This is a genomic window from Dendronalium phyllosphericum CENA369, from assembly GCF_016056275.1.
Classification (GTDB): Bacteria; Cyanobacteriota; Cyanobacteriia; order Cyanobacteriales; family Nostocaceae; genus Dendronalium; species Dendronalium phyllosphericum.
Genome location: NZ_JAECZA010000004.1, coordinates 59,862 through 75,500 on the forward strand (window position 1 = coordinate 59,862; position 15,639 = coordinate 75,500).

The 15,639-nt window shown below is 42.4% G+C and carries 15 protein-coding genes and 1 tRNA gene; 5 read left to right on the forward strand and 11 right to left on the reverse strand.

Annotated elements, in window-relative coordinates:
- Nucleotides 1-66: 66 nt before the first annotated feature.
- Nucleotides 67-1,131 (reverse strand): mannose-1-phosphate guanylyltransferase, encoded by a 1,065-nt coding sequence (locus tag I8752_RS02050; protein ID WP_214430664.1) that lies wholly within the window; start codon nt 1,129-1,131, stop codon nt 67-69.
- A 116-nt stretch (nt 1,132-1,247) separates the two neighbouring features.
- On the opposite strand from I8752_RS02050, the gene I8752_RS02055 reads away from it, so the two are divergent.
- Together I8752_RS02055 and I8752_RS02060 are read left to right on the forward strand one after the other, a co-directional pair.
- Nucleotides 1,248-2,747: an LCP family protein gene (locus tag I8752_RS02055; protein WP_214430665.1), complete on the forward strand. Its 1,500-nt coding sequence runs from the start codon at nt 1,248-1,250 to the stop codon at nt 2,745-2,747.
- A 222-nt stretch (nt 2,748-2,969) separates the two neighbouring features.
- Nucleotides 2,970-3,476, forward strand: coding sequence for a pentapeptide repeat-containing protein (locus I8752_RS02060; protein ID WP_214430666.1), 507 nt, complete (start codon nt 2,970-2,972; stop codon nt 3,474-3,476).
- Between the two features lie 65 nt (nt 3,477-3,541).
- On the opposite strand, the gene I8752_RS02065 is transcribed toward I8752_RS02060, so the two are convergent.
- From I8752_RS02065 to I8752_RS02090, 6 genes are all read right to left on the reverse strand, one after another.
- Complete coding sequence (locus tag I8752_RS02065) at nt 3,542-4,096, reverse strand: DUF721 domain-containing protein (protein ID WP_214430667.1); 555 nt, start codon at nt 4,094-4,096, stop codon at nt 3,542-3,544.
- Between the two features lie 63 nt (nt 4,097-4,159).
- Nucleotides 4,160-4,807: a DUF4082 domain-containing protein gene (locus tag I8752_RS02070; RefSeq protein WP_214430668.1), complete on the reverse strand. Its 648-nt coding sequence runs from the start codon at nt 4,805-4,807 to the stop codon at nt 4,160-4,162.
- 399 nt (nt 4,808-5,206) lie between these two features.
- Nucleotides 5,207-5,695 carry a plasmid segregation centromere-binding protein ParR gene (locus tag I8752_RS02075; RefSeq protein WP_214430669.1) on the reverse strand — a complete coding sequence of 163 codons (489 nt, stop codon included), beginning with the start codon at nt 5,693-5,695 and terminating at the stop codon, nt 5,207-5,209.
- A 5-nt stretch (nt 5,696-5,700) separates the two neighbouring features.
- Complete coding sequence (locus tag I8752_RS02080) at nt 5,701-6,846, reverse strand: ParM/StbA family protein (RefSeq protein WP_214430670.1); 1,146 nt, start codon at nt 6,844-6,846, stop codon at nt 5,701-5,703.
- Between the two features lie 208 nt (nt 6,847-7,054).
- Entirely contained in the window at nt 7,055-7,669 is a 615-nt protein-coding gene (locus tag I8752_RS02085) for a DedA family protein (RefSeq protein WP_214430671.1), read from the reverse strand.
- A 192-nt stretch (nt 7,670-7,861) separates the two neighbouring features.
- The gene (locus I8752_RS02090; RefSeq protein WP_214430672.1) at nt 7,862-8,944 is read right to left on the reverse strand and encodes a Gfo/Idh/MocA family oxidoreductase; all 1,083 of its coding nucleotides are present in this window, start codon (nt 8,942-8,944) and stop codon (nt 7,862-7,864) included.
- A gap of 638 nt (nt 8,945-9,582) precedes the next feature.
- Between I8752_RS02090 and queC the strand changes: the two genes are divergently transcribed.
- A complete protein-coding gene (queC, locus tag I8752_RS02095) occupies nt 9,583-10,257 on the forward strand; it encodes a 7-cyano-7-deazaguanine synthase QueC (RefSeq protein ID WP_214430673.1) in 675 nt (224 codons plus the stop codon).
- A gap of 108 nt (nt 10,258-10,365) precedes the next feature.
- On the opposite strand, the gene I8752_RS02100 is transcribed toward queC, so the two are convergent.
- On the reverse strand, nt 10,366-11,745 hold the full coding sequence (locus I8752_RS02100) for a hemolysin family protein (protein WP_214430674.1): 1,380 nt from the start codon (nt 11,743-11,745) through the stop codon (nt 10,366-10,368).
- A gap of 228 nt (nt 11,746-11,973) precedes the next feature.
- On the reverse strand, nt 11,974-12,687 hold the full coding sequence (locus I8752_RS02105; RefSeq protein ID WP_214430675.1) for a hypothetical protein: 714 nt from the start codon (nt 12,685-12,687) through the stop codon (nt 11,974-11,976).
- Between the two features lie 189 nt (nt 12,688-12,876).
- On the opposite strand from I8752_RS02105, the gene I8752_RS02110 reads away from it, so the two are divergent.
- Nucleotides 12,877-12,949 (forward strand) — tRNA-Ile (locus I8752_RS02110).
- A 121-nt stretch (nt 12,950-13,070) separates the two neighbouring features.
- On the opposite strand, the gene I8752_RS02115 is transcribed toward I8752_RS02110, so the two are convergent.
- Nucleotides 13,071-13,508, reverse strand: coding sequence for a hypothetical protein (locus I8752_RS02115; RefSeq protein WP_214430676.1), 438 nt, complete (start codon nt 13,506-13,508; stop codon nt 13,071-13,073).
- A 101-nt stretch (nt 13,509-13,609) separates the two neighbouring features.
- Between I8752_RS02115 and pyrE the strand changes: the two genes are divergently transcribed.
- Complete coding sequence (gene pyrE, locus I8752_RS02120; protein WP_214430677.1) at nt 13,610-14,230, forward strand: orotate phosphoribosyltransferase; 621 nt, start codon at nt 13,610-13,612, stop codon at nt 14,228-14,230.
- Nucleotides 14,231-14,300: 70 nt separating this feature from the next.
- On the opposite strand, the gene I8752_RS02125 is transcribed toward pyrE, so the two are convergent.
- Nucleotides 14,301-15,314, reverse strand: coding sequence for a mechanosensitive ion channel family protein (locus tag I8752_RS02125; protein ID WP_214430715.1), 1,014 nt, complete (start codon nt 15,312-15,314; stop codon nt 14,301-14,303).
- Nucleotides 15,315-15,639 lie beyond the last annotated feature (325 nt).

Sequence of the window (15,639 nt, forward strand, 5' to 3'; positions counted from 1 at the left end):
CAGACAGTCAAGTTATAATAGAAAAATCTGTATTTGAGCCTCTGTCAAGGGTTTTAACTTTTACATTTACAGGAGTTCGCTAAAGCGGGGATCGTTTTGCAGGGTTTTCAAAACCTGCTTGATTTCTTGAGTGCGGTCTTTATTAACAATGAGGGTGACATTGCGATCGCGCACGATTACCACATCCTCTAAACCAATAGTAACAATTACATCTTCTGGATTGGTGGCATAAACAATAGCCCCCTGCGTATCCAGTCCCACATGGGTAGCGAGTTCCACATTGGGAGTCTCTTCTTTTTTAAGTAAACGCTCGATCGCATTCCAATCTCCTAAATCATCCCAACCAAATTCCACTGGTAAAACATGTGCTAAGGTTGTCTTTTCCATGAGTGCATAGTCTATACTCTTTTTAGGTAACTGGGGATAGATATCAGGCCCTTGTTGTTCTAAAGGTTCGATGATTTCCGGAGCATGGGTATGTAGTTCCTTAAGAACTACCCCAGCTCGAAACACGAACATGCCGCTATTCCAGCAAAATCGTCCAGTAGATAAAAAAGTTTCTGCTGTTTCGCGGTTAGGCTTTTCAGTAAAGCGGTTGACGTGATAAGCTGGCAACTCATTAAAGCTACCAATTTTTTCGCCTTGCTCAATGTAGCCGTAACCAGTTGATGGGAAAGTAGGCTTGATCCCCAGTGTGACAATCGCTGCGGTGCTTGCTGCTAGCTGGGTAGCAGCACTTAAGGTATGTATAAATGCCTTTTGATTAGCTATCCAGTGGTCAGAGGGAAAAAAGCCGATAATAGCATCTTCTCCGTAACGCTTGTTGATTTCTAAACTTGCCCAAGCAACGGCTGCGGCGGTGTCCCGACCTTGTGACTCAATCAATAAATTTTGAGATGGCAGTTCGGGTAGCTGTTGGCGTACTCCCTCAGCTATCTGACTAGAGGTAATAATCCATAAGGACTCCCAATTTCCTGCGATCGGTAGTAGCCGATCTGCGGTTGCTTGCAATAGACTTCTAGAACTACCATCAAGACTTAAAAACTGCTTTGGTCTGTCTTGGCGACTTAGGGGCCAAAAACGCTCACCTTTGCCTCCGGCAAGGATCACTGGGAACAAAGAACTAGTCATGTTGTCAAACACACATACTGGAGAACATACATAGTGTACAGTGAGCTTTTACTCTGGCAAGATTTGTAGCTTGCATTAACATAACTTTTAGGGAGTGGTTGAGTGGGGAGATAATAGTGATTAAACAAGTGCAATTTTCAGAAAATCAGGTCGCGCCTCAACAAATATCAGAATTAAATTTGGAGGTAGGGCCTCATGAAATACAACTCGCGGAAAATCCGGGAAAGCTTGAGCCAGTAACTTCAGAGTTAGAGACAACACAACAACCAGTAGCTCACCGTCGCGTCGTAGAGTCTGTGGGTGCTATTCCCAACGAGCTTTATGAAAGGTTGGGCTTAAACATGCCTCGATGGCTACTGTGGATCTTGACAGTTGTTGTCGGGATTGTCTTATCAGGGCTATTGGTGTCTACTTTGGCGCTGTGGACTCCTTTATGGAGCAACTTGGATCGAACAGATGAAGAATTAGGATTTGCTGGTAAAGATGAGCAAAAAATGCCATTGCCTGGGGAGTTGTGGGGCAAAATTTCCCAGTACCAGTTATCACGACCGATGAATATCCTGATTATGGGGATTGAACCAGTCAAAGGTAGTGTTGATGGTTCAGCAGAAAGTTTTGCTGGTAAAAGCGACAGCATGTTGCTAGTAAGACTCAACCCCAGCGATAAATCGATGCGGGTACTTTCAATACCCAGAGATACCATGATTGCCATCCCAGAAAAGGGATTGACTAAAGTATCTGATGCAAATGCTCAAGGCGGGCCAGTATTAGCAGCAAGGGTAGTCAGCCGCACCCTTAACAATGCACCCATCGACCGCTATATCCGCATATCTACTAGTGGCTTTCGGGAATTAGTCGATCAGTTGGGTGGGGTAGAGGTATTTGTTCCAAAATCTATGGAATATCAAGACTCTAGCAGTCGGCAACCAATGACTTTAGTCAGTGGCTGGCAAACCTTGAATGGCGAACAAGCAACACAGTTTGCACGATGGCGCGAACCAGGGCAAGGAGACATACCAAGAGTGCAGCGACAGCAAGCAGTCGTAGCAGCATTACTCCAACGCCTTAATAGTCCTACTGTTTTACCGAGGTTGCCGCAATTAACCCGCGTCATGCGTAAGTATTTTGATACAAACCTCAAAATAGAAGAAATGATGGCTTTGGTGAATTTTTCCGTCAATCTAGAGCGGGATAATTTCCAAATGACCATGTTGCCCGGTACATTCAGCCGTTTCAGTAAAGATCCTGATAGTTATTGGCTGAATATGACTGGACAACAGAGCCTACTGAATAATTATGTTGGGGTAAACGTACCAGGTCTTAAACAAGATTCGCGTCCGGTTTCTAACCTCAAAATTGCTATTCAAAATGCTTCTAATCAACCTCAATTAACTCAAAAAGTTATGGCCTATCTCAAACAGAAAGGCTTTAAAAATATTTACACAGTACCGGATTGGCCAGATACCCAACGCCAAACTCAAATTATTGTTGAGAAAGGAAATCGACAACCAGGAATTGACCTGCAAAAAATTATCGGTTTAGGTCAATTAGAAGTTTCCTCAACTGGTGATTTGGAATCTGACCTGACAATTCGTATTGGTAAAGATTGGAAATAGTCATTAGTCAGTGGTCAGTAGTCAGTAGTCAGTGGTTATAAACTTTCATACAACTGACGAATAACAACTGACCCTTCGGGTGACGCTCGTTCCTCGCTAACGCTGCGCTAACGCCAGTTGTTCATGGGGAGCCACTGCGTTGGACGGGTTTACCGGCTTGAAGCAAGTGGCGTGGAAACCCCCAAGACCACACTGGCTCACCACTAACAAAATAATAAAGTTATGAAAAAGATTTTACTAAGATTGTTTAGTTTAATTGCGATTTTGATTTTGGCTTGGTTATGGATAATTATCAATCCCAAACCAGCTTTTGCTCAAATGAATACAATTAACTACAGCAATATAAATCTAGAGAATCGTGACTTTAAAGGCGCTAACCTAGCAGGTGGGACTTTTGTAGCTGCGGAAATGCGGGGTGTAAATTTTCAAAAAGCAAATTTAACTAATGCAATTCTGACTAAGGGAGTTTTATTAAAAGCAAATTTAGAAAGTGCAAATTTAACTGGTGCTTTGGTCGATCGCGTCACTTTAGATGGTGCAAACCTGAAAAATGCCATTTTTACAGAAGCAACTTTGACGCGTAGCCGCTTTTACGATGCTGATATTTCTGGTGCTGATTTCACAGACGCTTTGATTGACCGCTATCAAGTTTCGCTACTGTGCGAAAAAGCCGAAGGAACAAATCCAGTTACGGGTGTTTCTACGCGAGATAGTTTAGGATGTCGTTAGATTTTGTTGCTTTCGATGAAGTTTTAATTATTTACTTTTGATTTAGGAGTCCTCTTCCCTACCCTTTACAAGTCTGATAACTGCTTGGCTGCACACAAAGAACAAACTTGCCAGCGCTGGAGTTCGCCGGGTGGAGTGGGACATTGACACTGGGGACAAAGAGGTAAGCCATGCGATCGCCTTTGAATTGTCTTCGCCCAGTACCTAAAAGCGATATTCGCATTTTTATTAGGGGGAGTAACCTCATAGTGAGAATTACTGAGATTTCCCAGGTAACTAGGATGTTCGTCTGCCAAAACAATTTGTTGTTGCTTTTGTTTGTCTGGTAGAGAACTCCACTCAGCAGTAGAGAAGCGAATATCTGCTAAAGGCGTTGGCAGCTTTTCATTTAACTTTAAAAGCAAAGTCTGTCGTCCAAAAGTCATGTTTTGCGCCCAAGCAGCACTAGAAGTTGCTACCCGCAAAACGTCACGTTGAATCGACAACGGTCGAGTATGGGTAGCAACTACTGCTCCAACAACTTCTACCCAACACTTGAGCAATCGCTGAAACGGCTGCTCTTGCCATTGAGCCTGCTGTTCCAGAACGCCTAAAATATCATTAACTGATTTCAACGACATTTTTGAAAGAGCCGAGTGCGGACTGGGAAAGATAGGGGACCTTGTCTCTGTTTTATTCTACTCCTACTGGGTAGATGAATTTGGCTTGAACACTACATCTACCCAATAATTGCTGCCATTATAACTTAGTGTCGGGAAGCCGCCTCCGATACTGTAAGTATATACACCAGTGCTTCCGTCTTCACCATCTCGCAGGGCGCTCAACGGGCCGCTGTTGACAGTAGTATTGGTAAAAAAGTTTTCGCTTACTGAGTATGTTCCCCTACTTGCATAGTAGGAAGCAACGTAAAATTGATTTGCTTTGATAGCGACTGGTGGATACAGTTGGACTGTCTGCCAGCCTGGAGTTGGACCTTGTCCTTCTACTGCTATTCCCGAACCTAGTAACTGACCTGTTGCACTCCACAAATTAACTTTATAGCCACTGTCAATTGCCACAGCTCGGTAGAACCGGATAGCGCTAATCTCACCATCTACATTAGAGCGGAACCTTAATCCTAGTTCTACAGCGTTGTTATCGAGTTCAAATGCTTTACCAGGCTGAGTTGAATCGTTCCAGAACGAGTAATTGAGGGGACAAGCAGATACTGGCTGCACTTGTGAATATACAGACGATAATCCAGTTAGTAGAACAACACCAAAAATTTGCTTAAAAATACGGTGTTTCTGCCACTTGCTATGTTGGATTTTAGATTCTGTTAATGAAATCATTACAGTGGTTACGCTAATTGAAAGATGTATTTTAATTGTTATTGTGTTACATCATATCGCCTTCAGTACTTTTATCTAAACACTCTTAATTTTTGCGACACAACTTTGAATGTACTAGCTAGCTTGCTGCTTGATTGAGCCGAACAACCAATTTTAAGTGATAGCTTGAGCGGCAATTAAGTACATTTAGTATTAAGTAAAAACTACTATGCGGGATTTGATTTAATAAAACCTTTAGTGACACTTAGATAAGCAACTGCTGCAACTCGCTTTGTTAGAGAATTACACAGAGCGATCGCATTTCAATAAAATATATACATATTAATAATCCTTAATAGTATTTACTATTAAGGATTGCCATAAAGGCAAAAGATATTTATTTACCAGCCCAATAGTTCTTTAAAAGTCATCAAGAAACTGACTGAGACGGCTAATAACGGGGTCAACTTCTTCCATCGGACTTGCAGCATAAGCAGTATTTACTACTTCGATTGCTGGTGCTGATGTCGTTGGAGGCTGAACGATAGACCGCTCATTGACTATAATTGCCAGATGTGATATCTGTTGCGTCAGTTGCAAAATATGGCGTTCCATCGCCTCCAAACGATGAGCTCCCTTAGCAAAAAAACGTTCCTCTAGGCCAGCCACTTGACGTTGCAGTTCATCGATTTTTTGTTCAACCGACGACTCTGTTGCCGCCATTTTTGGACTCGGTTTTACAGATTCCGGTACACATAAAGATTGCCATAAGGCTTCTTTACAGAGGTCGCTGAAAGTCTTGTCTGGTTGTTGCTCCAAGTGGCTTTCAACAACTGCTAATAAACTTTCGTCAGCAACTCCAGGGTTGAACGTGACCGATTTAACTACCTTTTTTGACCATTGGAACATCAGTTTTAAGCCCTAGAAGAGCGACTGGAAGACAATTGTGCCTCTCCATAAATATACTGCCCTAAGGCGTTAGCTTGACGAGAAGGTGCAGATAAATGAGCATTAATCTGAGCTTCCTTGAGCAGACGTTGTACGTCTTCCCAGAAGAATTCACCACCGCCTCCAGTCAGCACCACATCGGTGACACGCTCTGGCAACCAAGCTAGTACGCGACTACAAATTTCACGAGAAAACTGCTCTATCAGGTTGGGCAGAAAGTCATCAAGGTTAGTAGGCTTACTAACGCCTTTGGGACGGTAGAAGCGTTCGCCCTTGGGTTTGTTGACAGCAGAAATTAATGCCAAAGATTGGCTATCAGCTCCGTCGATTTCAGCAGCAACTAATTCATAAAACTTGTTCATACCGAAGTCCTCACTCTTAGAAGCACCTCGTGCAAAACGGAAGTTATCCACCATCAACAAATCGATGGTTTGATGTCCGATATCTACAATTGCCACCGATATTTTTGTAAAGTCCGCACTGCTCGGACTTTTTTTCGGTTGTGCTTCAGACCACAGAAGACTGCCATAGCCTTCTGGCATTACCCAAACCTTAGTAACATTCAGCGTTAAAGATTCGCCTCGGAAATTCAACACATGAGGCCCGGTTACTTGGCTAATCAGTTGTGCTTTTTCCTTTTCAAATTGTTCTAAAGAAAGGAAAGGTAGACCCAATACGACTGAAATTTCGTCTTTGAGTTTAAAGTACCCAGCACTGGCCAACACTTTGATCAGTGCATCTTCCACTTTAGACTGGCCGACTCCTAAATTCGCCCCAAAATCTGCTGCTAGCTGACCAACAGCATAGCCATTGCCTTGATACTCCAACCACAAATCCATCAAAGGATCGGTAGCTCTAGCTTCAAAAACGCCCCCGCGTACCTGTTCTATGGACATTTTTTTCACATTGGCGGGTACGAATACCACACTGCTTGGTTCGCGGCTGACACAAGTCTTTGTGGAAGTTCTGCCTAAATCAACACTGAGAATGGCTTTGCCCGAACTGCCATTAGGCTTGGTAACAGTAGCATTGATAGGCGTAGACGCTGACACTCTATTCAGAGGTATAGCAGCGGCATTCATCGGTGTAGCGGCGGAAGGTTGGTCTGTCATAAAAGCTCCTAGTCCTTACTTAACTGTAAAAAATTATCGTACTCATCTTACAAACATGCGAGATACCAGAAATTCTAGGTTCCGTCAAGTGTAGCTACAAATACGCTAAATGCAACTTAGGCGATCGCAAATTCAACATCATTTGGCATAGTGTAGGCGAATTTTAACCAGATGTAACCCCCACTTTCAAACTAAAAGTGGCTGTTTTTCAGCTTCTAGTAATTTTTCGCCGACGCTTGAGTACCCAGCCAACAAATGCCAGAACCAGAATCCCAAGCACGATTTTAGATACAGGGGCAAGGTACTTGTCCACAAGTTCATACTGGCTACCCAATACGTACCCTGAGTATGTTAGCAAACCTACCCAAGCAGCGCTACCTAGAGTTGTATAAAATATAAATGGTAGCAAAGGCATACAGCTTATGCCAGCAGGTATGGAAATTAAAGTACGAATTCCAGGGACAAGACGACCAATTAAAACTGCTTTCTTACCTTGTCTGTAAAACCAGCCATTTACCTTGGTGATATCGTGGCTAGATATACTTAACCACTTACCATACTTGTCAGCTAGAGTTTTCAAACGTTTTTCGCTCAAAAACTTACCTGGATAGTACCAAATTAATGCGCCTGCCACAGAACCAAAAAGTCCTGCAAAAAATACGCCAAAGATATTGAGTTTGTCCGGGGTTGCTCTGGCCGTGAATCCTGCTAATGGCATTATCAACTCTGAAGGAATAGGTGGAAAGAGGTTCTCTACAAACATCAGCAGAGCGATTCCCCAATAGCCTAAAGAGTTGATAGTATCAATTATCCATTCGAGCATTGAGTCAATTCCTGAACTTGCTACACCAGTCCTATCGATAATTTAGCGTTAGCTTCCTCAAAACTTAATTATTATGCCCACTGGCTGGAGTCAAAGTAACAGGGATTGGGGATTAGGAACTGGCGATTGGGGATTGGGATATTTAGTTATTTCTTTCCCTACTCCCCCTGCTCCCCCTACTCCCCCTGCTTCTTAAACAGTCGGGGTCAATGATTGCACTCTCGGTTCAGACTGCCACTCTAATGGGTTCCAAACCCGGTCTTCCAAAGCCATTTGCTCAATTAAACTTGCTAATCTCAGAGCTTTGAGAGCTTGCTCCCCACCTACTGAAGGTTGATTGCCACCATGTACGCAGTTGACAAAATGCTCTAATTCTGCACTTAAAGGTTGAATGTTGCTAGTGTAGACTTTCTCAATCAAACCATCTTGCCTGTAAAGCATTTGTCCGCGATCGCTCAAGGAGTTAGCATTTGTTTGACGATGAATCAAAATTTCATTCTTGAGAAAATCTGCCTCCGTAAAGGAGTTTTTACAATGAGCAACAATCCGACGGATTTTCCGGTGAGTAACTTTGCTGGCAGTTAAAGTAGCAACGATACCGTTGGCAAATCCCAAAGTAGCAGTTACATAATCCAAATAACCGGAATCTAATGCACGAGTACCGCTAGCCGTCAATTTCACTACTGGAGAGGCAGCTAACTCTAGCAGCAAGTCAATGTCGTGGATCATTAAATCCAGCACAACCGAAACATCATTCGCCCGATCGGAGTAAGGACTCATCCGATGAGCTTCTAGCGCCAGGAGTTCCTCAGTTTTCAAAACTTGGCTGAGTTCTCTAAATGCTGGATTGAAGCGTTCAATGTGACCTACTTGCAGGATACACTGAGACTCAGCTGCGGCATTTACGAGCGATTCTGCTTCGCTAATACTGGCAGCAATCGGTTTTTCAATCAAAACATGAATTCCTGCCAACAAACAGTTAATGCCCACGGCATAATGTAAGCGGGTAGGCACAGCGACGCAAACTGCTTCCACGTGGGGCAGTAAGTCACAGTAATCTTCAAAAAAACGCACCTTGTATTTACTGGCAGTTTCTAAGCCTCGTTCGACATTAATATCTGCCACGCCAACCAGTTCAACATCTTTCATTGAACTCAATACGCGGGCATGATGTTGTCCCATGTTACCTACTCCGATCACGCCTATGCGAATCGGTCTTGGCTGATTGCGCTGTGTAAATGAATTTAGTTCTGCCACTGACATGCTATTTTGCACTATTGTTCTCTCCTCAACCACCAAATTTAGAGACGCTACGGCCGTTGGCGTTTATACTTAACAGCCAGTTACGATCCGTCTAAAACCATCCAGATGGTAACATAGAGGCTCTATTTATGAAGAATTTCAAAGTTTACGATCGGTTCCCGCAATCTGGCGATCTTTTAAATCATTAGTTCTAGATTGCTCGGTCTTTTTACTTTTTACATAATAGAAAAACTGTCTTTTTATTAACTAGCGAAACTAAGTGTTACCTAAGTGAAAACTCTCACAAGACAGTTGGGCAATTAATTACCAGGATTGATATCTAACTGACACCATCGAAAAAAGAACATTTTTTTGTCGCTAAAATTACCAAAGAAATGTTTTTTACACTGGGACTATTGTATGGAAAAAAGTTAGTTCTTAGATTTGTCACCGCTGAAATACTCAAATAATTTTTGCATAATTATTTGCAATACCTACAATTTGCACCGTTTGTTTTATCAAAGATACTGGTATCTACTGTTTGGTTGATTTCTACAAGACACAGTAAAAACCACTAAAACAATTACAGGTTTAGGAAATGCTTTGTCATTCCTGTTGGTATCTTGTTTAAATATGGTCTAGCGATCGCAAATCCTAAATTTAAAATCGAGATGAAAGCTGTAATTCTGTTGTCTGGCGGATTAGATTCTTCCACAGTTTTGTATCAAGCCAAAGCTGATGGTCATGAATGTCACACTATTTCCTTTGATTACCAACAGCGACACCGCAGAGAGTTACAGTCAGCTTTCTCAGTCGCTGAAAAAGCTCAAGTGACGCAACATCAGGTAGTAAATTTTGACTTACGGCAATGGGGTGGTTCGGCACTGACAGACGATGCGATCGCTTTACCTCAAGAGCGTTCTCTAGATGAAATGTCGCAAAATATTCCTGTAACTTACGTGCCTGCACGCAACACCATCTTTTTAAGCTTTGCTCTTGGCTACGCCGAAGCGATCGCCGCTGAACTGGTCTACATCGGAGTCAACGCCTTAGATTACTCAGGGTATCCCGATTGCCGTCTTGATTATATCCAAGCGATGCAAGAAGTTTTTTGCCTAGGAACCAAACAAGGACGCGAAGGTAAACCTATTACCATTATTACACCCTTAATTAACTTAAAAAAGACCGAAATTATTCAACTTGGCAACCAATTAGGAGTTCCTTGGGAGCTAACTTGGTCTTGCTACGCTGGTAGTGATGTAGCTTGTGGTATGTGTGATTCTTGTCGCTTGCGACTAGCCGCTTTTGCTGAATTGGGACTCATCGATCCACTGCCGTATGCTTAGGAAGAGATGAGGGAGATGGGGGAGTGAGGGAGATGAGGGAGATGGGGGAGAATAATTACATCTGATTCTTGTACAGACGCGATTTATCGCGTCTCTACGACAACTAACTCACGACTCAGCACTCCCCAACCGTTGTAATTGGATTTGATGCAAACGCGGCCCAATGACTGAAACAATGGTGAATTTGATATTTTCATACAAGAAGGTTTCGCCCTTGGAAGGCATTTTCTGCAACTCGTACAGTAAAAAACCTCCCAATGTTTGATATTCCTTTGTTAACGGCAAATTGAGATGTAAAACCTCGTTGAGGTCTTCCAGGTTAATCTGGGCTTGCACTAAAAACGTCTGCTTGTCTAACATTTGGATGAGCAAGTCGTCGTTACCTTCAGATTCGCCTGCGTTGCCAATAATTTCAGCAATAACATCTTGGATTGTTACCAGTCCCACAGTCGCGCCGAATTCATTCACTACCATTACCATCGCTGGTTTTTCTTGCTGCATCATCGGCAAGAGTTCGCTTAAGAGTGTATGTTCCGGTACAAATCGAACTGGACGTATCCAAGGTTTGATTTGTGTTTCTAAAGTCAACTTACCTACAGCTAAGGGTTGTGCTAGATCCTTGAAGTAAACAATGCCGCTAATGTCGTCTAAAGATTCTCCAATGATGGGATAGCATGAATGACCAGTGGATGTCATTTCCTGGAGTAAAGTCTGGAAAGAAGCGTCTGTTTCTAAAGCGATAATGCTGGTTCGGGGAATCATGACATCTTGTGCCGTCACACCTCCAAACTCAAAGATATTATTCAGCAGTTCTCGCTCGGAAAGTTCTAAACCTGTGGATTCTCTTTCAGTAGAGATAATCAGGCGTAACTCTTCAGGAGTCACAGGTGGTCTCCAACTTTGACCTGTGTATTCGATACCAAAAAGTCGCAACAAATAACGGGTTGATTGGTTGAGAATCCAGATAAAGGGACGGAAAAAGCGGACGATCGCTTTGACAGATGGCCCCAAAAACCGGGCCAGCTCTTCTGAATACAGCATAGCCACTGATTTGGGACACAGTTCTCCTAAAACAATTTGCAGATAGGCAATCAAAAAAAAGGCAAGCGGAATTGATAAAGAATGAGCTATGAAGTTAATCAACTCTGCTGGTAATGGCCAGGATTTCACCCATAAATTCACCAATCCGACAATGGAATTTTCTCCAATCCAGCCTAGTGCCAAACTAGAGAGAGTAATGCCTAACTGAGTTGTAGATAGCAGTCTATCAATACCACGTTGCAGCGTCTCTACTGCGATCGCTGGAATATCGCCAGCTTTAACCAGTTGGTGAATGCGCGATCGCCGCACCGTGACTATCGAAAACTCCGCCGTGACAAAAAAAGCATTGATAGCAATCAGCAATAGAACTGATAACAATCGCAGCCCTACATCCGTCCAAATTAAGCCAGAAAAACCACTCACCGCCAAAGCTCGTGTAAAACTCATGCCCCTATAGGAGTTAGGAGTGCTGAGGAGCCAGCGCTATGCGGGGGTTTCCACGCCACTTGCTCCACTTGGGGAAACCCCAAGACCGCAGTGGTTCCCCGTTGAGGCGACTGGCGTTGCTGAGTTAAGAGTTGGGAGTTAGGAGTTAAGAGTTATTTTTTCCCTACTCCCCTTGCTCCCCCTGCTCCCGCTACTCCCCCTGCTCGCCTGCTTCCCCTGCTCTCTTAACTATAGACCCGCCGCCTTTTCTACAGGAATATTTGATACGTCTAGCTTCAGTTTTTGAGCAGGATAATCTGTCAGAGAGAGAGATATCTTGTTCACGTCATCCAATAAAGCTGTAGGAATGCTCACTGTACCAGAAAATGTTGGTCCATTTGCGGGTAACTCTGCTGGTAAACCATCCGTGCTGGCACTCAGCGTTCGTCCTTTGTCATCGGTAACATCCAAAAAGCTATATAAAAAGCGCACGGAATCCTTACCTTTGTTCTGCATTTTCACTTTTAAGAGTAAATCGCCCCCAGAGTAGCGAGCAGATTGCACAGAAAGACTCACGCCCTGATTCTCAGCAGAGACAGGAAATCCTGGTTGGAGTTTTTCCTGAGTTACTTCTTGGGGCTTTCCCTCTGGCTTTTGTCGGTTGCTCTTGGTTTCCTCTTCATCATCCTCTTGCTTTTCCGATTTTGCAGCTTTAGTTTTACCCTCTATCCGTGCTTTAACAACTTTTAAAATATCTTCCTCTTTTAATAGAGCCACCCCTGACTGTTGAGAATTACTTGCCTTACTACTAGCAAATTTTGTGGTGGGACGACCATCTGGTGTTGTTACACCTTTGAGTGCTGAACTTCCCAGATTAAACCCTAAAAACGCACTTACAGAACCTGCTCCCAACATCAGGATTAACAAAATCAACGTAAGAAGTACAGTGGTATTTATTTTCATCGCTGACAAGCTATTGCGGAAAAATGCTGGTCTATATTAAGAGAATTGAAGCTCTCTGCCTCAATTCTTAAAGGAACTTAATCAATAACCAGTTTGCACTAGTTCATGCTTAAATTATGTAGTATAAAAGTCTGGTAAGTTATTCTTGAGGTTATGTAACCTGTAAACTTAAGCTACAATTTAATTCGACCAGGGTTGGCCGAGCGGTTGAGGCAGCGAACTCATAATTCGCCCAAGGCAGGTTCAACTCCTGCACCCTGGACTTAATTAGTGCTGAGTTAGGAGTTTATCTTTACTTTCCTGCCCTGTTTTTTCCTGCTCTGTTTTTACCTCCTAACTCTTGTACGGGTGCAAGGCCGCAGATCGCTTGTCACTCAGCACTCTTAGCGTGGTGGCATAGTATTAAATCGGAATTCAGTACCGACTTGCAGCTTGTTAGCATTCAGGCGAGGAGACATGAGCAGCGAGGTATCATATGGATTCGGTAAATCTGGGGTACGAATATAAGGATCGTTGCCAACCTGTTGGGTAAGGACATCCCGATAAAGAGTATTAACCAATTCGGCATCACGAGCAATTTCATTATCTGGGAAGGAATTGCGGAAAACTGAACCAGAACCCAAAAATGAGTCTAGCTGGCGTTTGACACTGCTATTATTCTCGTAGAAGTTGCGATCGTGCCGAAAATAAGCTCGCTCAAATACATCGCTTGTTGTTTCATAATTTGGCGTTTCTGTCTCGGCAAATGCAATGGAGGGAAAAGCAATCCCAGTCGCTAATAACACTAATAAGCCACTCAAGGGTTTAATTCTTATACCCATATTCCTAACTCCTCAATTTTTGAGCAAATCTTAACTTATGCTTAATTTCAGAACTCATCGGAGTTCAACCTTTGGTGTAGCATAACTTTTAATGTTTTGTAATGACGTATCCTACTGAAACTCCTACTCAATCAGATATCTGGGCGGCTACTGCTGATTTGACGACTCTGCGTCACAAGCTACTAGATTTATTCTGTCAACTTGCTTACCAAGAGGGCGATTTCGTCCTCGCTTCCGGGTTGCGTAGCTCTTATTACGTTAACAAGACTCAGGTGACACTCCACCCTCAGGGCGCTTTAGCGGTGGGACGATTGCTGTTGCCTTTACTACCTACAGATACTCAGGCTGTAGCTGGTTTAACATTGGGAGCCGATCCAATCGTGGCCGCAGTTAGTGTGGTTTCTGTCTATGAAAATCGACCGCTACCAGCACTGATTATTCGCAAGGAGGCCAAAGGTTATGGAACTAAAGCTTACATAGAAGGCCCGACTTTGGCAGAAGGTGCAAAAGTAGTAGTTTTGGAAGATGTGGTCACAACTGGGCAATCTGCACTGAAAGCTGTTGACCGTCTTAAAGATGCAGGTTATACCGTAGAGCAAGTAATTGCACTTGTCGATCGCCAGCAAGGAGGAGCAGAATTATACCAGTCTGCTGGGTTAAAGTTTGAGGCATTATTTGCAATTGAGGAAATTCAAAAGCGATATCGGGAGTTGGCCAATTAAGCAGAACGGTACAAGTAATTAATAAATTAGATGAGGGGTGCAAATACTTGGCGCTCGCATCCCTCAATAATTAGCTATTATTCTCTTGTACATAAACTTCTCTAATAGGAAAAGGAATTGAAATCCCAGCTTGCCGATAGCGTTTGTGCAATTTTTTCACAAATAAATGTTTACCGATCCGCTGGTCAAAGTATTCACTGACCCGCATATAAAGTGTAAAATCAATACTAAATTCACCAAAAGTATGAAATCTAATGTAAGGTTCATTTTCTGTTAAATTTGGTGCAATTTCTCGCATGACTTCTTTGGCTACTTCTACAGTCACTCGCTCAACTTCCTCTAGATCGCTATCATAGCTAACGCCCACATTCATTGTTAAAGTTATTTCTTTTACAGGTAGATGATAATTTGTAAAAATTGCTGAAGATAATTTAGAGTTAGGTACAATAATTACGTTATTAGAAAGTTCTTTAATAGTAGTATTTCGCCAAGTAATATCTGTGATGTATCCCTCATGTCCATCGTCTAATTTTACGTAATCTCCAGTTCTCACTTGCTTGGAAATAATTAGATAAAAACCAGCAAATAAATTTGCTAATGTATCTTGTAGCGCTAAACCTACGGCTATACCACCAATTCCTAAAGTTGTAACTATTGGGGTAATTTCAATACCTACGGTTTGCAATACAATTAAGGTTCCCAAAACTAAGATAGCAGTTCTAGCAAGATTAGAAATTAGCGATGCTGTAACTATTTCTGTTCTATAAGTATACAGCTTCACAAAGCCAGCAGTTAGTCTTGCCAAAACTAAAGTAACTGAAGATAGAAAAATTATTATAATTATTTTTCGTAAGAAAATAATAACATCTGGTTTTAGAGGGGCACTAATAATTGCACTAAAAAAGCCTGCAAGTACAAACCAAATGAATGGCATACGTTGCAGAGATGAAAATATAGTTTCGCTTCCAGGAATATGTCTGTTGGCAGCAAATATTTTTAGTTTATTAAATATAAATTTTTCACCAATTACTCCGCTCAAAAAGCCAACGCAGATCAATACTAGAGGTAAAATCCATTCCATCATGCTAAGTTGGAATTTGAGAGTCGGAATCGAAGCTAAAGGTAAAATCCAGTTCATCATACTAAGTTGAAATTTGAGAGTCAGAATTGAAAAAACGATATATATTAAGCGTGATGCCATTATAGAAAGATTTTACTCTTTTAGTTGCCCCAGCAGCAGCTTGAAATTTTTCGGACACAGGATTAGTTTCACTTGAAGCTACTTTGTTGCATCCGGTAGAGCAAAAATATAGTTTTTCTAATCAGATAGGTTGTGTAAGTAATTAGAATTTGCTCAAATTATCTAATAGTCAATAGACGCAATCCGACGAAAATGACAAGTTCTTTTC